This is a genomic window from Bacillus sp. DNRA2 (assembly GCF_012843265.1).
GTDB lineage: Bacteria > Bacillota > Bacilli > Bacillales > Cytobacillaceae > Bacillus_BU.
Map to the genome: position 1 here is coordinate 77,283 of NZ_JABAIT010000001.1, position 18,558 is coordinate 95,840.

Below are 18,558 nucleotides of genomic sequence, written 5' to 3' on the forward strand. Positions count from 1 at the left end.
TAACATTATTTTAGCATTACTTGCCTGTCCTAGAACAGAAAAGTGCCAGGAGCGTGAAGGGAGGGGTGTTCGAATTTTTATGATAAAATAATCCCCATCTCTGGGTAAAGATGGGGATTGGGTTTGGGTATTGTTTTTATACTTAAATATAAAAATGCAAATTAAGACATTTAGGTATTGGGTAATTCCTAAAAAGTTGAATTAATTTAATAACAGTTATAATGGTAATACTTAAAATATATGTTTGATTTTTTGGTTCTTTAAGTCATTAGTTGTTTTTTTAGAAAATGATACTGTTAGGTTAGGATACTAGCATAATCTTTGCCAAAGTTTTGTGCTTTGCGTCATCGAGCTTTGTTCAATAATGTTGTAAGCTGCGTTCGTAATAGCTTGTGGCAAAGAGTCACCAGTTGCGCGAATTTCGTTAAACCATGCTTCTGAAATTCCGTTCGTTTTATATTGAAATCCGTACTCTTCAAGCTTTTTTACAATTAGCATAGCGTGGTCATGGTTTTCTTCCGGTTGAAATTCAGATTCATGAATGAATTTGTTATTTTCGTAGTCATACCAGCGATCCCATCTGTTTAACTTCCAACCAAGAATTCTTCTAGCGATTGAATCTGTTTTATTCATATTTCTATTCCCCTTTGTTTGAATTTGCTTTTTTCCATCCCTATGTTCGTACAAAACGCTTCACCAAAGACTTAATACGTTATTCACCAAAAATGATAATGTTCTATAACAGTTTATTAATTGTTTTTTATTATATAACACGTTTGCGAAATCCACCACAATTTTTTGAAAATTTTTTTAAAAAAATAAAAAAGTTTTATTTTGGGTGGAAAAAGGCGAAATTTTTTGTCAATATTTTAAGAAAATTACATCTTCTACGTGATAAAATAGTAAAAGTAGTAACCATGGGGAGTGAACACATTGAAAACTATTACAATAGAGGATTTAGTGCAACGGTTTTCATTGAAGGTGTTGGCGGGGAAAAATCATTTACAGCGGACGGTCACCAAAACTCAATCGCATCGACCTGGCTTAGAGTTTATTGGTTTCTTTGATTTTTTTCCAATGGAACAAGTGCAAATATTGGGGAAAAATGAAATAACTTATTTATACACACTCTCGAAGGACGAGCGCCGCATGCGCATTAGCAATATTGTTAAATATCACCCTCCATGCTTTATCGTGACAGACAATCAGGAAGATCGCCTTATTTATATGACTGAATTTTGTGAGGCAGAGGGAATCCCATTACTGTACACAAACGATTCAACTTATGAATTTGCCTCCAAACTTGATGCCTTTTTAATTAAAGCGCTTGCACCGGAAATTGCGATTCATGGAGTTTGCTTGAATGTGTTTGGGATGGGGATATTATTGCGTGGCAAATCCGGTATTGGCAAAAGTGAAACCGCTCACACGCTAATTGGCCGCGGTCATCGCCTTGTCGCAGATGACATTGTTGTATTGAAAAAATTAAGCCCGCAAACGTTGCTTGGCACTCATAATGGCACAAATCGTGAGTTCTTGGCGTTACGCAGCATCGGCTTATTAAACGTCGCTAGGATGTATGGGCGCAAGGCCTATCAAGAAGAAACACGAATTGCCCTTGATATCGAGCTTACTACTTGGGAGGAAAATAGTCTTAATAATGATCTTGAATTAGAAGCAAAATTCTCGGAATACATGGGTGTACAAGTCCCGCGGATTGAAATCCAGCTCCAAGCTGGACGAGACGTCGTTGGGCTGATTGAGGCAGCCGCCAATAGCTTCTATCTAAAACAACAGGGCTACAGTGCTGCTGATGAATTCATGAAACGCCTTGAAACAGAAGAATAACAATTTGTAGTTTATAAAAACGGCAGCCGGCTCAGGGGAGCGGGCTGCCTTTATCATATCTGAACACACAACAAGCTATTCTTCCTTCAAACACTCGATAATCTGTTCAAGTGTTGGTAGTCCAGTCATCGCTCCCTTGGTTGCTGCCGCCAAACCACCTGCAACACTGGCGAATTTGCCCACTTCCAGCAGCTGTTCATAAGAAAAGTCTACAGCCCCACAATCAGACAGCTGATTGAGCCGATATAGAATACCGGACACATACGCATCACCAGCACCGGTTGTATCAATGGCGTTAACCTTCAAAGCTGGCACAGCTACATATTCCCGTTCAGTAACCAAAATACTTCCATTGGCACCACACGTCACAATGATAAATGGAATTTTCCAAGTACTTTGAAGGACATTAACGCCAGCCTTAATGTCTGCTGCCCCTGTCAGGAATTCGAGTTCTTCCTCAGAAACCTTCAAAACATCAACTTCAGGGAGCATGCTCAAAATCATTGACTTCGCTATTTTGGCATCCGACCACAACCCAAGTCTCAAATTCGGGTCGTAGGAAATCAGCATGCCGTACTGTTTTGCAAGCGCGACAGCCTTATGGGTAGCGCTCCGCACCGGTTCATTTATCAATGAAATTGATCCGATGTGGAGTATTTTTTTATTTTTAAAATAAGATTCTTTAATTTCTTCTTCTTGCAAAAATTGATCTGCGCTTGGATTGATGTAGAAGTCAAAGCTGCGCTCGCCATTTGCCGCAAGCGTAACGAAAACAGCGCCAGTCCGCACCTCGTCAGTTGTAGAAACGGCCGTAGTGTCAACACCATAATTTCCAAGCGTTTCAATCAGGAAGCGGCCGAGAACGTCGTTTCCAACCTTGCCGAGAAACAGCGATTCAACGTTAAGCCGCGCCAGTCCGACTGCAACATTTGCCGGTGCTCCGCCTGGGCATTTTTGATAGAGTGAATTACTAGCATCCATTGGAATGAAGTCAATTAAGGCTTCACCAAGACTTATTACTCCGTTTTTCATTTTTCTTAACTCCTTTTAATAGGCAGACACTGGCTTTTTCAACTTCACCTTTGTCCGGATGCCTGACCACATCGCAACGAGAAGACCACCACCACTGTCAGCAATTAAATCTGTCATCGTGTCGCGATTTCCGCCACCCTGCAGTGTTTGATTGAACAATTCGTCAGAGCTGAACTCGTATATTTCCCAAACTACGCCTCCCAATACGGCAAAGGACACAATGAAAATAAACACAAACCACGGGGAAATATGTTCGGCAGCTTCGCGATGGACAAGGCGCTCGTACAGAGCAACACCAGCAAAACCAAGAATCGCACCACTTATTAAATGCATGAACGTGTCCCACCAACCATTTCCGTACCACCCTAAAATCGAACCCATGTACTGCGAGCCAAATAAGAAAATCAAGTAGGAAACAATGAGAGGCAAATTGAACTTCAGCTTCGTAAATAAAGCTAACAGTAGCGGAATCAAACCACAGCCAATGCCGCTAGCTGCAACAACTGCCTTAAAGGATTCACCCTGCATAAAGTAAAAAACGGCAACCCCACCCATGAACAATACAAATAATAAACAAAGTCCAATAACGAGTTTTCGATTATGATTCATTTGCATGCACCACCAATAATTTGATCGAATAACCGTATTTTACCGCTTAGTTTATATTTTTATTATACGATTCATATCGACAGGAATAGGTTTCCAATTTTGAAAAAAGCTTGAATTGTTCTGAGTTTGCAGTGTTTTAATCAAACGTTTGATTAAATGTGGTTTCCCGGGAAATTAGTCGAAATACGAGCTGAAGTGGCATATATTGAATAATGCCCTTCTAGCGATCCTCCTGCAGAGAGTCTTTGTGCCCTCCGTTCACTGTACCAAAAGAAAAGCCAGCTGCCGCCCTTATTATAGGATGGTGCCTGGCTTTAATTGTGTTAATTAATATGGCGTGTAATCAACGCCCTGGGTGTAGACGTTTTTGCTATTCCAAAGCAAATATTCGTGGATTCCCTGATCATAGAGGGCGCGGATTTGATCCTCGACTTCCGTCTTTCCATAAATTCGATAGTTTCCTTTACCCAGCCACGGTGCTGTGAAGTCCTGTAACCACGGTCGCGATTGTGGCGGGTGCTTCAACTTGCTTAATTTCTCTTTTTCAACCCGCGCATACTCGGAAACGAGCTTGTATGGCTCTAAATCCGGCTTTTCTAGCCCAAAAATGCCGGACCAGTGACTTGGATAGATCATTGATGAAATAACATCAATATTTTTGGCAATTTTGGAAAAATCTTGACCAATCCCTGGCGCCTTTTCAATCACGGTCGTATTTCCAAACGTATCAACGGACATTTTAACGTCATACGGCTCCAATTTCTTTTTCGCAAAACTAACAAAATCCGTTACGGCATCGATTCGATATTGCCCCTGTCCACTATTCGAATGTGGTTTATAGTAGGTCAACTCACTCTCAAATTGCTCGAATTTTTCCGGAAAGCGCACATAGTCAAACTGAATCTCCTTAAAGCCCATTTTCGCTGCTTCAATTGCAATCCCGACATTGTAATCCCAAACTTCTTTTAGGAAAGGGTTTGTGAACGAGTCGCCACGACTATTCTTCCAAAGCTCCTCGCCCTTTTTAAAGGAGTAGCTCGGTTCTTTCTTAGCCAACACCGTATCCTTAAACACAACAATCCGCGCAATCGGGTAAATATTGTGCTCTTTGAGCGTTTTCATGAGCTTTTCAGGATCGGTAATATACGGGTGACTATTCGGATGATATACGGACACTTGCGATGGAGTGAAGGTAATATGACCATAATCATCCTTAATATCAATCACCATTGTATTCAATTCTGTGTTTTTAACGAGATCGAGCAATTGCGTAAATTTTGGACCCTTGGTGTTAGCTGCTTGAACATAAATGCCCCTAACAGGCTCCACTGTCGCCGCCTCAAATTGAGCTTGTATATTCATTGGTACCATTGTTGTAAAAATAAGAATAGTAAAGATGATCCATTTTATTCTTCGCACATTCACACTCTCCAGTAGTATTTATTTCCAATTTAGAATGTGCAAAAATTGATCAGTTCATTCATGGAAGAGGGGAAGTTTGAATATTTTTGGGAAAAGCGGGTGGTTGCATTCCTTCGAAGTGTGTATAATCCAAAACTCAAGATTAAAAGTCCAATTTGTTTCTTAAACCCCTTCTATGAAACAAAACACAAGCAAAAAAACATCAAAATGTGTCATAGAGCCCTTCTATGAAACAAAACCCAAGAGAAAAACCAATAAAATGTATCATAGAGCCCTTCTATGAAACAAAACCCAAGCAAAAAAACATTAAAATGTGTCATAGAGCCCTTCTATGAAACAAAACCCAAGAGAAAAACCAATAAAATGTGTCATAGAGCCCTTCTATGAAACAAAACCTAAGAGAAAAACCAATATAATGTATCATAGAGCTCTTCAATGAAACAAAACCCAAGAGAAAAACCAATTAAATGTATCATAGAGCCCTTCTATGAAACAAAACCCAAAGAAAATCCATTAAAATGTCTCATAAAGCTCTCACAATTATTAATTTTAAAAGGCTACCCGAAGAACTCTGAAATAATTCCTAATTAATGGTTATTCGTAGTACACATGCTTTCCATAACCTATTTTTCTAAAGTTTTTCATTAGAACTCTTTGTATTCTACTCCTATGCCCCTCAACCCCACACCACTCAAACACCAAATTCGTAGCAATCTTCATTTCTGGAAAAAGCAACCGAAGCTCCCCAACACCCCGCAACACTGCTGTCTCAAACTCTTCCTCATACCCACAACCATTACAAACCATTTTCCTGCCGCTTGATGACACCAAAGTGGAGGAGCAACGCCAACAAAATGGACCCTTCCGCAGCCCTTCATAAGAATATGAAAATGACAAATTGATTGGGGGAGCGATGTGCCGCTCTAGAAGAACTTGCGCGATGCGGCGGTGGGCATCATTCAAGTCCGCAGGCAGTGCACTTAATTTGTCCAAAAACTTTTTCAATTGTGGTAGATAAACAATGGGTTGGTTTTGAGATGCATTGTATAAAAAGAATTCTGGGTGGTTAAAGATGACATATCCGTCAATTTTCAATAGTAAACCATATTTTTGGAGTAATTGGGTGAGTAGGGTTATGCATCTGCTCAATTGGTGGAGGGGATTCTTGATTTTTTGCTTGGAGGTTGAATTGCGAAACTCTCCATCTTCAAAGTAGTAATTAGCTTGATAATACTTTACCTCACAAATAATCAGACATTTTTGGGTAATAATCAAAGTGTCAATTTGAAACTTGTTGCCACCGTGGTCGAGAAACAGATCTCGCAGGATTAGAAATTTTTCAGCTAATCCAGCCTCTAAGCAAAATTCATCAAACTTCACTTCGCCTTCATAGCCTTTTTGCAGAACACACAAGCGCTGCTTGGCATCGTCTGGGATGTCCATTCGTAAATGTAATAATTTCAAAAGTGTCAATTCTTTTGATTCAAGGCGGAGATCCACCGGCAAACTCACTTCCTTTCACAGTTCTATTATTATTTTATAAAAATAAAGATAGTTTGCCGTTTAGTAAATGTGTGAATTGTGTGACTAATAAATAGTCCACAACTCCCCATTTCTTCCCATGGTTTACCAATTAATGATATAATCATATGTGAGATTTTTAATCTGGGAGGTAGTGTTTTGGCGATTTTAGTAACAGGCGGGGCGGGTTATATTGGAAGCCACACTTGTGTGGAGCTGCTTAACGCTGATTATGAAATAATTGTAGTGGATAATTTAGATAATAGTAAACCAGAAGCAATGAAGCGGGTGAAGGAGCTTACTGGCAAGGAATTCAAGTTCTACGAAACAGACCTGCTTGACCGCAACGGCTTAGAGCGTGTGTTTGCCGAAAATCAAATCGAAGCAGTCATCCACTTTGCTGGTTTAAAGGCGGTTGGTGAGTCAGTGGCGCTTCCGCTCAAATATTATCATAATAATATTACGGGGACTTTAGTTCTCTGTGAAGTCATGAATAAATATAACGTAAAGAATCTAGTTTTCAGCTCTTCAGCAACTGTTTACGGAATGCCTGAGACGGTTCCGATTTCAGAGGATTTCCCGTTAGGAGCAACAAATCCATATGGTCGCACAAAGCTGATGATTGAGGAAATTTTACGTGATTTATATGTTTCCGATAACGAATGGAGCATTGCGCTGTTACGTTATTTCAATCCGATTGGTGCTCATGAAAGCGGCCGAATTGGTGAAGATCCAAACGGAATTCCCAATAACTTAATGCCGTTCATTACTCAAGTTGCTGTCGGTAAATTGCAGGAGCTTAAAGTATTTGGTGACGATTATTCAACTGTCGACGGCACAGGTGTAAGAGATTATATTCACGTTGTTGACCTTGCAAAAGGCCACCTTAAAGCGCTAGAAAAAATCGTCAACACTAAAGGTGCAGAAGCCTACAATTTAGGAACTGGTTGCGGCTACAGCGTGCTTGAAGTCGTGAAGGCGTTCGAAAAGTCATCGGGCAAAACAATTCCATATGCAATTGTGGACCGACGTCCTGGTGATATTGCTGAGTGCTATGCGGATCCGGAGAAGGCGAAAGCGGAGCTAGGATGGAGTGCAGAAAAAGGAATCGAAGAAATGTGTGCAGATTCCTGGAGATGGCAATCGAATAACCTGAATGGTTACGAATAATCAGTAAGGAGGGCGATTTGGCCCTCCTTTTTACGTGGAAAATTAACCTTAGCTGGGCAAGCGATTCAAATGTTCAGCGCCCTATGTCTACTCGAGAACGACCTGTCAGGTTAGGCGATTTCGATGCTGTGTCGAGGTGGAATCAAACTTCTGCACAAAATTACATCTTTGACAAGCCCGCCCAAGGGTAACTTTCGTCGTCCTATCACGGTAATACACCTCATTAAAGCCACAAACCGAGCATTCCACTTCATGAATTGCTTCTCGTGGTCCGAATAACGCATCTAGTAATAGCTCAAAATACATCCGAATCAAATCCCCCTAACATCACCAACTCAATTAGTATTTTTATATCAAAAATCAAAAGGAGATATAGTCGGAATTTGGATAATTTTTCAAAAAGAAGTTCGACGATATTTTTAATGAGCCATTTCTGGTTTGATTTCTACAAAAGGTGTCTTATAGAAAAAATGATTACAAGAAATATTCCATATCAGTAGACCTTTCAGCTCAGCTCCTCAAACCCTCCGCCTCACCACCTGCAAATCACTAATCGCAAAGTCGAGCATGCGCCCATACAAGGACAAAATAGACTGACCGTAATTCGCACCTGGAACCGCCCACTTCCCATTCAAATCCGTCCAAACCACCGCCGAACCGCGCGAAACGAAGGTGAAGCGCGGATCCACCTGAGGGTAGCTACTCGGCAACGCAGCAGTGCTTGCATACGCAAACAAATGCTGAAGGTGCGCGAGCACGCCCTCCTCGGGCGACGCAAACTTAGCACCGCGAATCGACGCCCCACCCGTCGCGCCAATACCTGCAAAATTGTACTGATCACAACGAACATCACCGCCAAAGCTGAAATAACCCGTTTCGAGCAACGCCTGGGCAAACGCCACATCACCGCGAATTCCATAATCCTCGCCGTACAAAACGTAAAGACCACCTAACTCAATCGCCTCAGGATTATACGACTTCGCAAACTCATTGAGATAATTAGGGGAAAGCAATGTTGGCCCTAAAATCGAAACCGCAGAGGACCGAGGCACACCGCTCCCGCCGCCTTGACCAGTGCTGAAAAACATCAACCTCCACCCCTTCACTACATTGATAAAGTAAAATATATGCAGCCGACCCGAAGTCTAATTAATTTTCCATAAAATAAAAATTTTTGAGATAGGATGGCCAATCAGCAAATAAAATAAAACAAACTAGCTACATAAACAAAAAATGGGTGTCCGTTCCAATAAATCATGTTAATTCACTAGCTCATTTTCTAACTGCACTCGTATGATATGACAAAACAATTTTTTTCTTACGATGAGGTGTCGCGAGTGACCAAAAGAATGAAAATAATCCTATTTATACTAGTGATCCCAATGCTTTTGCTCGGCTTTAATACCGAAACAAGTGAAATCATCACCATCATGCTCTCGGGCGACAGTCATGCCGTCTCCGCCCTATCAAAAAGCAGCCTGCTCCTAATCCTCCTGTGCACGCTGCTCTTAATGACAATTCAAAACCTGTTTACAATCATTCCACTGATCCTGCTCATTTCCGTCAATATATCATTATTCGGCTTTGCGGGCGGATACCTTTGGAGCTGGATTGTCAGTATCGCCGGAGCCGTTGTGTCCTTCTTCCTCACACGCTTTTGGTTCCAAGACTTCTTCGGAAAATTTGTCGATGACAGATTGGAGCAGAAAATCGATGACAATGGCTTCTGGTTCGTGTTCATTGGCAGAGTCATGCCGTTTATGCCAACAAGCGTCGTCAACATCGCTGCTGGCATCAGCTCAGTCCGCTTCATGAAATTCTTCCTTGCAACCGTAATCGGTAATCTCATCTATTTCTTCTTCCTGTCAGCCATCTCGCTCGGCATACTCTCCATCCCCTGGGAAAACGGAATCTACCTGGCACTTGCAGCCTGTGGGCTAATCATCTACCTAATCATAAAACGCAAACGGAAAAAGACCTTAACACTTGAATCGTCCTCCTCCGAATATCAAACCGAAGAATTTTAATTTTAAGCACCGCTCCGTTCTTATTTTTATAAAAATAAACCAGACGTTGCTCCTCGCAATGTCTGGCTTATCCTTGCCTCAAAGCCCACTTTCCGACAGCAACGCACACCACCGATGATGTGAAGCCCATTGAGGCTTTCGACCTGCCCCGCAACTATCCCTCTTGCGCTGACACCCCACGCAGCTTTCCCACAACTAGTAGCAGGATCGGCAACAACAAACCATATACAGAGGCATACGGCATCCAAATTGAACCGATTACCGAAACAAAATAAGATGAATTCGGGTAAGCAATTAATGAAAGAACAATCATCATCATGCCAAAAGGGAAATAAAGAATCCGGGACTTTTTCAATTTTATCGAATGTGCAAAGCAAGCGGTTGTCGCATAAAAGCAAATAATCAATTTGAAGAATATCGTGATAAACCAGAGAATCGCCATCACCGCCTCAATCCGCTGCAAAAAATCACCAACATTAATTTTTGTGGCTAATAAAAAGGTGGGATAAATAACCGCTGCCGTCAAACCTGGTCCCATCACCAAAACAGTGACGAGTGAGATGATTATCAAAACAATACCGCCAATCAAGTAGCCAATATAAAAGGCCTTTTTTGCTTTTTTTTCCTCTGTTACGTATGGGTAAATCATCAAAAATACAACCAGTTCCATACAGGGTGTGCCCATATATGGCAACGTTCCGTTTATGATGGGTTTAATCCCGTTCTCGAGCATCGGTTGCAGATGTTCGATTTTTATTAGAGGAAGAACCAGCAAAACCAGCAAGCTAAAAAAGATAATTGTAATTGGAAATAATATTTCAGAAGTGCGTCCAAACGATTCCAAGCCATAATAAAGACCAATAATCACCACCAATAAGATGAGGATTTCAACAATCTGGATGGGTGTTTCACCTAGCATATGGGTGACTAAAAAATCACCAATATTCCTGAGGACAAGCGAAGAAATGAGAAAAAAATACCCAGAAAAAAACAGGGAGACAATGATTCCAAGCCATTTGCCGAGAATTTTTTCACTGTATTCAGAAAGGTTCATTTTGGGATAATAGCCTGCTAAGGCATTGTATAGCATCACTAACAGGAAACCTAGCCCCACTCCGATAATGGCTGCTAACCAAGCATCTTGCCTGGCTTTTGCAGCTAACGCTGAGGGCAATAGTAGAATTGAACTTCCTATTAAATACATTGTTACTAATACAGAGAATTGAATAGGTGAAATTTTCCCGTTTTCCAGCATAATAGACCCCTTAACATACAGCGATTGTGATTATTTTATTATCCGATGAAATACCATTAATATTCCTATTCATACAAATAATTCCACGAAAATTGTATTTATCAGCTAACATGCAAAAAAAGACGAGAGGAATCATAATTGATTTCTCTCGTCTTTAAGAATGATAACAATTTTACAATGATACTGCTGTTGCTGTTCGTGTTCGAATTAAAGAAAACGTATATGCTTCACAAATCCAAGTAAACACTTCTTTATTCAAATCGGCTTCACTTTCAATGATTACATGGTGGGTAAACCGTCCTGGATAGGCTTCATCGATTTCGAAAAAACGCTTGTTCTTTAATCGACGACCGACACTAAAGCTAAGAACGATGCTATTTGTCGGGCGTTTTGCCTCAGACGGTGGATACCAAAGCCACGCAAATTGCGCTTTCGTGCCAAATGATATTTGCGAATGATGAACTTCCACGGTTGCAGGTCCTATTGATGAAATCATTCTTTCTAAAGCTTGGAACAAGGTGATATGATCCGGTTGATTTGCTAAAAAGGTCTGCACCTCTTCTAAGCAATCTAGATCAGTCATGCCTTTCCCACCTCTCTATTGATTTCATTGATAAATGCGTCTTGCAACTTATCTTAATTCTATTCTATCATTTTAAAATTCTTGCACTATTACTTTTATTACATTTGCTAAAATTCCCCATCAAAAGTTCATAGATTATTAAGTAACGCTATGTAAAAAAGTGTTGATTTCCGCTGCAGGCACTACGCGCACCTTAGGGGCGGGCGGTGAGCCTCCTCGGCGCCTAAGCGCCTGTGGGGTCTCACCTGTCCCGCTGCTCCCGCAGGAGTCTTCGTGCCTTCCGCTTCAATCAACTTGCTAAAAATTAATACTGCTTTATTTAAATATTGTTCCGATGATTTCGTCCATTGTCATGCCGCTTTGAATTTCGTACATCCCTGGTTTGAGGTTATTAGCTAAACCACGACGCTCCACTTCTTGTGAAAACTCTAGGGCATTTGGAATAATTTTCGATTGGACAAGGGCATTACCCACATCGATACTCGTCATACCAGAAGCTACGAATAGGACAGTTCGGTACACGACCTTTTCGGTTTGCTCACCAGCAGGCTGCTCCTGTTTATCAGCTTCGTCTTTCTTAGCATCCTTTGCTTTGTCAGTTCCTTTGTCTGCAGCCTTTTCAGCCTTATCTGCAGCTTTTTCTGCCTTGCTTGCTTTACTTTCAGCAGCTTTAAGTGCAGCAACTTGCGCATCCCATTCTTTTTTTGTCTTAATAACATAACCGTCATCTGTAAGCTCAGTTTTCATTTCGTTAGTAGATAACTTTACTTTCGGATTCGAAGTTGAAGTTGAATCATCTGGGCCAAACATGTATACAACCGTCATCAAACTGGCCGCAGCCAAAATACCAGCAGCAAAGCTTTGCATTGTTTTAGCTGTCATGGTCAGCCTTGCCCCTTTCTGTTCTTGGCTTGATGTAAGGTGTAAGCATCCGTTCGACCTCATCAACGGTTAACTCAAATTTCTCAGCAATGCTTTCCTTTGAGTACCCGCGACGATTCATGTCGATGGATTCCTTTAAGCGACGACGTTCTTCGGTTATGCCAGCCTCATACTCAGTAATTTCAGCATCGAGTTCAAGGTAGAGCATGCGCTCTTGCAGCTTATTTATCTCATCTGTTAACGAAAATGTTGTGTGGTCTAATTGCTGTTGCAAGTCTTTGGATGACTGTCTAGCTTTATTAAACGACAAAATGAACAGTGTAATTGCGGCAAGGAATAAAACGGCTAATGTCCACTCCATCATATTTGCTCATCCTCCATATAAATCATTTTTTTTACATTGTCCTATTATACATGGATTATCATTACAATTGGATTACATTTCGATAAAAAATAACAAAACACGACAAAAGTCCTGAAATCTAAGGTGACCAAATTACACATAAATAGGTAATAAAAGGTGGTGGACAAAGACCCTTTAAAGCATTTCGCAAATATTAAAGGAGCTTGCTAGAATAAAAATTTGCCAAGCTGAATATATATCATTTAATAGAATTAAATAATCTAAGCACAGTAGGGGGACCACAAATGAAGCTATTATTTCGTATTATTAGCCTTTTAGTCCTGTTAGTTGGTGTTTATTTGTTTGTGATTGGGGAAACAGGGTGGGGAGTGATTGCAGTAATCGTCGCGCTGATCCTTTATCCTACTAAAGCCACGGGGGCGAAAGCGAGGAACCATTCCCGGGCTGTCAGTAGCAGTCATACCCATTACGGCTATGATGATGACGACAGGGACGATAATGATGATAATGACAACGACAATGATGGAGGTGACTCATCTGACAGCGGTGATTCCGGCGGGGGCAGTGATGATTAACAATCTTAAAAAGCCAGTTCTTTCTTTAATATAGAAACGAACTGGTTTTTTGTCGTCTCTTATGTTCAATACTGAGCAAATAATATATTATTGTAAAATAACAAAAAAACATAACGATTTAACAGACGTACTCAATTGTAATTTACCAAAATTGGGGAATTTAACTGTAATAAACCATTCGTGCAAACCTTTTCATGTCGATGTGAAAAAGAATGTATTAATTATTGTTTTCATAATCAATATACTGAAAACATAAATAAATACATTGCTTTTGTGCAGGATGAGGAGGAAAAGCATTGAGTAGTGCTTGGCTTGAACTGGAAGGTAAAGTCGCTATTGTTACAGGTGGTGCTTCAGGGATTGGTTTACATATTGCCCAAGAGCTAAAGAACAATGGTGCACAAGTGGTCATCTCAGATTTAAATGTCGAAGAAGGTAGCGGGGAAGAGGGGACCTATTTTTTAAAATGTGATGTAACCAATAAAGCAAGTGTCGATCAAATGGTTGCAAAAACGGTTGAGTTATTTGGTAGCGTTGACATCCTTGTCAACAACGCCGGTGTTAATTTACCGCGGCTATTAGTGGATGTAAAGGGTGAAAGACCGGAATATGAACTGAGCGAGAGGGATTTTGATTTTATGGTAGCTGTGAATCAAAAGGGACCATTCCTCTGTTCACAAGCTGCAGCAAAAGAAATGGTTAAACAAAATTACGGTGTGATCGTTAACGTAGCTTCAGAAGCAGGTCAAGAAGGATCAGCAGGACAAAGCTGTTATTCAGCAACAAAAGGTGCTGTTATTTCATTCACGAGAGCATGGGCAAAGGAATTAGGTAAATACAATATTCGAGTGGTGGCAATTGCGCCGGGAATTATGGAAACAACAGGATTAAGAACAGATGCTTATAATGAAGCGCTGGCCTACACTCGCGGTGTGACCGTGGACGGGCTTAATACCGATTACAGCAAGTCGATTCCGCTGTGTCGTGAAGGAAAATTAACCGAAGTTGGTCAATTAGTTGCCTATTTAGCATCTGAGCGTTCTAGCTATATTACAGGCACGACTGTTAACATTTCCGGCGGAAAATCACGCGGTTAGGTTGTAGTACAAGCTAAGTCTGGCAGTCACCTTTGCATAATGAACTTCATTCATGAACGCTAATCAACGAATACATTCAGCTAGGAAAGGTGGTGGGATCATGTCCGATTTTTTGATGGATGAGAAGGTTATCAAGATTATTGAACTAGCTAGAAAAAAGCCTTTCTGTACACTTGACTATCTTGCTGAGCAGGTAGGAGTTAGCACGCGAACCATTCGCAACTATATTAAGCAAATCAATAGCGACTTAAGTGATATTGCTTTTTTAGAAAATGAAAAGGGCAAAGGCTTTCATTTGCAAGTCAGCCATCTACAAAAGTTTGAAGACTTGATGGAGAAGCTGCTTTCGGAAAAAATAGTCCAGGATTCTCCGCAAAAACGGATCGCTTTCATTATCGAGCGTTTGATTAATCATGATGGTCCCAACACCTTGGATGAATTAGCCTTTCTGATGAACATAGGTCGAACCACGCTCGTAAACGAACTAAAAAAAGCGTCAGTGGCCTTGGAATCCTATAATTTGTTCATTCAAGGCAAGCAAAATAGCGGGATGTATTTGAGCGGCAATGAGCTCGATTTACGCTTCTTTATTTTAGAAAATGTTTACGATTATTTATACGGAGCTTATCCATTAGACGAGGATATTAAGGCAGAAATCATTCGGGTTGCCCGCAAACATGATTTGGAAGCTACGACGTTAACGAGACTGATGCATTCAGTCATTGTCATGCTCGACCGGGTCGTGAAAAATCACCCAATTGAGGCCATGAATGAAAAGTTTAACAAACTATTAGGCACTCAGGAACATAAGATTGCCTTAGAAATTGTGGCGGCAATCCAGAATACACTGCCTATCTCGATTCCAGAAGCTGAGGTTGTATTCATTACGATACCAATTGCCGGAAGAAGGACACCAACAAACAATCGAACTATGGCCGATATTGCGATAACAGAGGAAATTGTTCAGCTTCTAGATACGATATTAGAGCAGGTTGGCTTTGAAAAAGAAATCATGCTCGAGAACGAAACGCTATTCAAGGATTTGCAATATCACTTAACGTTCATGATTAACCGACTGATGTTTAATGTCCGCATCAAAAATCCGATTCTGGATGATGTAAAGGAGAAATATCCAGTTGCCTTAAAGATGGCTGAAATTGCCGGGAAAGTGGTTGAAAAAGAATTTGGTCTGGTTCCTTCCATTGATGAACTTGGTTATTTAGCGTTTTATTTTGGCGTGTTTATCGCGCAAACTGAATTGAAAGCTAAAACGTTACGCCGTGTTGCCGTCATCTGCGGTACGGGAAGAGGCACAGCCAAGCTTGTATCAATGCAATTGCAACGGGTATTAAGTTATAACACAGAAATTGATGTATTTTCCGAAATTGAAGTAACAAAAGAGCTGTTGGATCAATACGACATGGTCTTTACAACTGTGAAGCTTGCAATCGATACGATCACGCCGACCATAACGGTGAATGAGATTTTTGATGAACGCAGCGTTTCGCAGCAAATCGAAAAGGTCACGTATTTACAGAAATTTAGGCTTAAAGAAAACGGTAATCATAATTCGATTATTAGATTATTAACGAGCCATGATAAATTCTTTATTTTAGACAGTCGGACAAGCTATCAGGAAAATGTCTGTGAGATGGTTGATGAAATGGTCAACAACGGTTATTACGATTCTGGATTTAAAGAACGGTTAGAGAAGCGTGAGGAAAAAGGCTCAATGGCTTTTGATCAATATATTGCTTTACCGCATACTTCCAACCTTGCATCGGATCATGTGGAGCTGGCAATAGGTGTTTTTCCAGAAAGTGTGATTGCTAATGAGAATGAAATCAAGTTGGTGTTTTTGTTAGGAATTCCAAAATCAACTGATTATGATGCCAGTTTGTTGGTGAAGATTTACGACGAAATCATTAAGATTGCTACCGATAAACAGCTGGTTGCCCAATTAGCTAACACTATTAGTTATCAGGAATTTTCAAAACTCCTTGAGAATGCGAGCCAAACATAGGTGGAAAAATAGGAAGGAAGTGAACTTATGCAAATCTATATCATTATGATTTTTATCGCCGCTGCCTTCTTAGTGCAAATGGGCTTGGGCTTTCTGCAATTGAAGCATTTTACGAAGGCTTATGGGGAGCTAAGAAAGATAGGCAAGGTGGCGATCGGAAAAAAACCAGGAAGAATCCGCTCTGGAACGATTGTCATGTTTGCTGTATCCAATAGCGGGAAAATCTTGAAGGCCAAAAAAATGCAAGGGGTTACAGTCTTGGCTACCTTTAAGGATTTAACCGGTTTTGCGGATAAAAATATTCGCAATCTGAAAGCCGAAGACATGGCCCATTGCAATAAGTTGTTACGATTGGCGATCTTCGATGCAGTAAGTAACTATAAGATCATCATGAGCGGCGGAACCATTCCAGAAAAGAGCAGCCTCTTCAGACGAATGATGGTAAAGGCCGAACATGTGGCTAATAAAAAATAAAAAAGCAAAATAAGAGGTGAGAGGAATGGATTTTATTATTGTTTTTGCTGAAGGCTTTATGAACTTATTTAAAACCGGTGCAGATGTGTTTATTTCTTGGATGAAGGGGATTGTCCCGGTTGTCTTACTTTTATTAGTAGCGATGAATACGCTGATTCAATTAATTGGGGAAAAGCGAATCAATCGCTTGGCAATGGCATCAGCAAAAAACCCACTGTTACGATACATGGTTCTGCCGTTTGTAGGTTCATTTATGCTTGGTAACCCAATGGCGCTCTCATTAGGTCGCTTTTTACCAGAAAAATATAAGCCTAGTTATTATGCTTCAGGTGCATATTTCTGTCATACAAGTAATGGTTTATTTCCACATATCAATCCAGGAGAGTTATTTATTTTCTTAGGAATTGCTGCAGGTATTGAACAACTTGGCTTTAGTACTGCTGAGCTTGCTGTCCGTTACCTTCTAGTCGGATTAGTGATGAACTTTTTTGCTGGTTGGATTACTGACTGGACAACGAAAATTGTTGAAAAGCAACAAGGTGTTAAATTAAAAACAGAAGTGACATTCCATCACTAAATATAGAGGAGGTTTAACAGATGGCACAATATCGTTCGATTAAAATTGTAAAGGGCAGTGGTGGCTTTGGTGGTCCGCTTGTCATTACTCCTACCTCACAGAAAAATAAAATCGTTTACATTACGGGTGGAGGTGCAAAGCCTGATATCGTTGATAAAATTGTAAAGCTAACTGGAGCTGAAGCCGTAAATGGTTTCAAAACAAGCGTTCCAGATGAAACGATTTTTTTGGCAATCATCGACTGCGGTGGTACATTACGCTGTGGAATTTATCCACAGAAACGGATTCCAACTGTCAACATCATGCCGACTGGAAAAACAGGTCCATTGGCGAAATATATTACGGAAGATATTTACGTTTCTGATGTTGGTGTAGATCAAATTCAAGCAACTGAGGCTGTCGGTACTGCCGATGAGTATGTGGCTGCAGCGGCAGAACCAATTCAAAAGCACGAGCCTGAAAAAGAGTACAAATATAGCACTGATAAGAAGATTTCACAAACATTAGCAGCAAGCCAAAACAAAAGCATTATCACAAAATTTGGTTTAGGCGCAGGTAAAGTTATCAATACGTTCTACCAAGCAGCCCGTGAAGCTGTGCAAACAATGATCAATACGATTATTCCGTTTATGGCTTTCGTTTCGCTGCTAATCGGAATTATCCAAGGCTCTGGGATCGGTGATGTATTCGCCAAAGCGATGTCACCACTTGCGGGTAATATTTGGGGCTTACTCTTAATCGGTTTTGTTTGTTCACTACCGTTCTTATCGCCACTACTTGGACCAGGTGCAGTTATCGCCCAAGTTATCGGGACCTTAATCGGGGTCGAAATCGGTAAGGGTAACGTTCCGCCAAACCTTGCATTACCAGCACTTTTCGCCATTAACACACAAAATGCTTGTGACTTTATTCCAGTAGGTCTTGGTCTTGCTGATGCTGAAGCTGAAACAGTTGAAGTTGGGGTTCCATCCGTTTTGTATTCCCGTTTCTTAATCGGGGTCCCGCGGGTTTTCGTTGCTTGGCTAGCTAGCTTTGGCTTATACAACGGATAATTTGATTCTTGCACCGCTTCGAGCCTAGTGCTCGAGGCGGAATTTAA

General features: G+C 40.8%; 20 protein-coding genes. 9 read left to right on the forward strand and 11 right to left on the reverse strand.

Annotated elements, in window-relative coordinates; genetic code table 11:
- Positions 1–309: 309 nt before the first annotated feature.
- Positions 310–633, reverse strand: a complete 324-nt coding sequence (locus HHO41_RS00350) for a BC1872 family protein (protein WP_169094838.1) — start codon at positions 631–633, stop codon at positions 310–312.
- A gap of 300 nt (positions 634–933) precedes the next feature.
- Here HHO41_RS00350 and hprK point away from each other — a divergent pair, with 300 nt between their 5' ends.
- Positions 934–1,848: an HPr(Ser) kinase/phosphatase gene (hprK, locus tag HHO41_RS00355; RefSeq protein WP_169094839.1), complete on the forward strand. Its 915-nt coding sequence runs from the start codon at positions 934–936 to the stop codon at positions 1,846–1,848.
- A 75-nt stretch (positions 1,849–1,923) separates the two neighbouring features.
- On the opposite strand, the gene HHO41_RS00360 is transcribed toward hprK, so the two are convergent.
- The 4 genes from HHO41_RS00360 to HHO41_RS00375 all read right to left on the reverse strand — a co-directional run bounded on the left by HHO41_RS00360 (position 1,924) and on the right by HHO41_RS00375 (position 6,375).
- Positions 1,924–2,880 carry an aminoimidazole riboside kinase gene (locus HHO41_RS00360; RefSeq protein ID WP_169094840.1) on the reverse strand — a complete coding sequence of 319 codons (957 nt, stop codon included), beginning with the start codon at positions 2,878–2,880 and terminating at the stop codon, positions 1,924–1,926.
- Between the two features lie 15 nt (positions 2,881–2,895).
- On the reverse strand, positions 2,896–3,489 hold the full coding sequence (locus HHO41_RS00365; protein ID WP_169094841.1) for a DUF2238 domain-containing protein: 594 nt from the start codon (positions 3,487–3,489) through the stop codon (positions 2,896–2,898).
- Between the two features lie 327 nt (positions 3,490–3,816).
- Positions 3,817–4,860 (reverse strand): putative glycoside hydrolase, encoded by a 1,044-nt coding sequence (locus tag HHO41_RS00370; RefSeq protein ID WP_169095227.1) that lies wholly within the window; start codon positions 4,858–4,860, stop codon positions 3,817–3,819.
- Positions 4,861–5,505: 645 nt separating this feature from the next.
- Positions 5,506–6,375, reverse strand: coding sequence for a nuclease-related domain-containing protein (locus HHO41_RS00375; RefSeq protein WP_169094842.1), 870 nt, complete (start codon positions 6,373–6,375; stop codon positions 5,506–5,508).
- A 216-nt stretch (positions 6,376–6,591) separates the two neighbouring features.
- Here HHO41_RS00375 and galE point away from each other — a divergent pair, with 216 nt between their 5' ends.
- Positions 6,592–7,602 (forward strand): UDP-glucose 4-epimerase GalE, encoded by a 1,011-nt coding sequence (gene galE / locus HHO41_RS00380; protein ID WP_169094843.1) that lies wholly within the window; start codon positions 6,592–6,594, stop codon positions 7,600–7,602.
- Between the two features lie 105 nt (positions 7,603–7,707).
- Here the strand turns inward: galE and HHO41_RS00385 are convergent, their stop codons facing one another.
- Together HHO41_RS00385 and HHO41_RS00390 are read right to left on the reverse strand one after the other, a co-directional pair.
- The gene (locus tag HHO41_RS00385; RefSeq protein WP_169094844.1) at positions 7,708–7,908 is read right to left on the reverse strand and encodes an acyltransferase; all 201 of its coding nucleotides are present in this window, start codon (positions 7,906–7,908) and stop codon (positions 7,708–7,710) included.
- A 212-nt stretch (positions 7,909–8,120) separates the two neighbouring features.
- Complete coding sequence (locus tag HHO41_RS00390; RefSeq protein WP_169094845.1) at positions 8,121–8,690, reverse strand: glucosaminidase domain-containing protein; 570 nt, start codon at positions 8,688–8,690, stop codon at positions 8,121–8,123.
- Positions 8,691–8,939: 249 nt separating this feature from the next.
- On the opposite strand from HHO41_RS00390, the gene HHO41_RS00395 reads away from it, so the two are divergent.
- Positions 8,940–9,629, forward strand: coding sequence for a VTT domain-containing protein (locus HHO41_RS00395; protein ID WP_169094846.1), 690 nt, complete (start codon positions 8,940–8,942; stop codon positions 9,627–9,629).
- 154 nt (positions 9,630–9,783) lie between these two features.
- On the opposite strand, the gene HHO41_RS00400 is transcribed toward HHO41_RS00395, so the two are convergent.
- From HHO41_RS00400 to HHO41_RS00415, 4 genes are all read right to left on the reverse strand, one after another.
- On the reverse strand, positions 9,784–10,884 hold the full coding sequence (locus HHO41_RS00400; protein ID WP_169094847.1) for a GerAB/ArcD/ProY family transporter: 1,101 nt from the start codon (positions 10,882–10,884) through the stop codon (positions 9,784–9,786).
- A 172-nt stretch (positions 10,885–11,056) separates the two neighbouring features.
- Positions 11,057–11,467, reverse strand: coding sequence for a DUF5655 domain-containing protein (locus HHO41_RS00405; RefSeq protein ID WP_169094848.1), 411 nt, complete (start codon positions 11,465–11,467; stop codon positions 11,057–11,059).
- A gap of 315 nt (positions 11,468–11,782) precedes the next feature.
- Positions 11,783–12,349: an MltG/YceG/YrrL family protein gene (locus tag HHO41_RS00410; RefSeq protein ID WP_169094849.1), complete on the reverse strand. Its 567-nt coding sequence runs from the start codon at positions 12,347–12,349 to the stop codon at positions 11,783–11,785.
- A complete protein-coding gene (locus tag HHO41_RS00415) occupies positions 12,339–12,713 on the reverse strand; it encodes a tumor necrosis factor receptor family protein (RefSeq protein ID WP_248278311.1) in 375 nt (124 codons plus the stop codon). The genes HHO41_RS00410 and HHO41_RS00415 overlap by 11 nt, the downstream gene beginning before the upstream one ends.
- 284 nt (positions 12,714–12,997) lie before the next feature.
- Between HHO41_RS00415 and HHO41_RS00420 the strand changes: the two genes are divergently transcribed.
- From HHO41_RS00420 to srlE, 6 genes are all read left to right on the forward strand, one after another.
- On the forward strand, positions 12,998–13,288 hold the full coding sequence (locus tag HHO41_RS00420; RefSeq protein WP_169094850.1) for a hypothetical protein: 291 nt from the start codon (positions 12,998–13,000) through the stop codon (positions 13,286–13,288).
- Positions 13,289–13,584: 296 nt separating this feature from the next.
- Complete coding sequence (locus tag HHO41_RS00425) at positions 13,585–14,385, forward strand: SDR family oxidoreductase (RefSeq protein WP_169094851.1); 801 nt, start codon at positions 13,585–13,587, stop codon at positions 14,383–14,385.
- A gap of 100 nt (positions 14,386–14,485) precedes the next feature.
- Positions 14,486–16,408: a BglG family transcription antiterminator gene (locus tag HHO41_RS00430; RefSeq protein ID WP_169094852.1), complete on the forward strand. Its 1,923-nt coding sequence runs from the start codon at positions 14,486–14,488 to the stop codon at positions 16,406–16,408.
- A gap of 27 nt (positions 16,409–16,435) precedes the next feature.
- Positions 16,436–16,882 (forward strand): transcriptional regulator GutM, encoded by a 447-nt coding sequence (locus HHO41_RS00435; protein WP_211170988.1) that lies wholly within the window; start codon positions 16,436–16,438, stop codon positions 16,880–16,882.
- A gap of 25 nt (positions 16,883–16,907) precedes the next feature.
- On the forward strand, positions 16,908–17,459 hold the full coding sequence (gene srlA, locus HHO41_RS00440; protein ID WP_169094853.1) for a PTS glucitol/sorbitol transporter subunit IIC: 552 nt from the start codon (positions 16,908–16,910) through the stop codon (positions 17,457–17,459).
- 20 nt (positions 17,460–17,479) lie between these two features.
- Positions 17,480–18,511, forward strand: a complete 1,032-nt coding sequence (gene srlE, locus HHO41_RS00445) for a PTS glucitol/sorbitol transporter subunit IIB (protein ID WP_169094854.1) — start codon at positions 17,480–17,482, stop codon at positions 18,509–18,511.
- Positions 18,512–18,558: the final 47 nt, after the last annotated feature.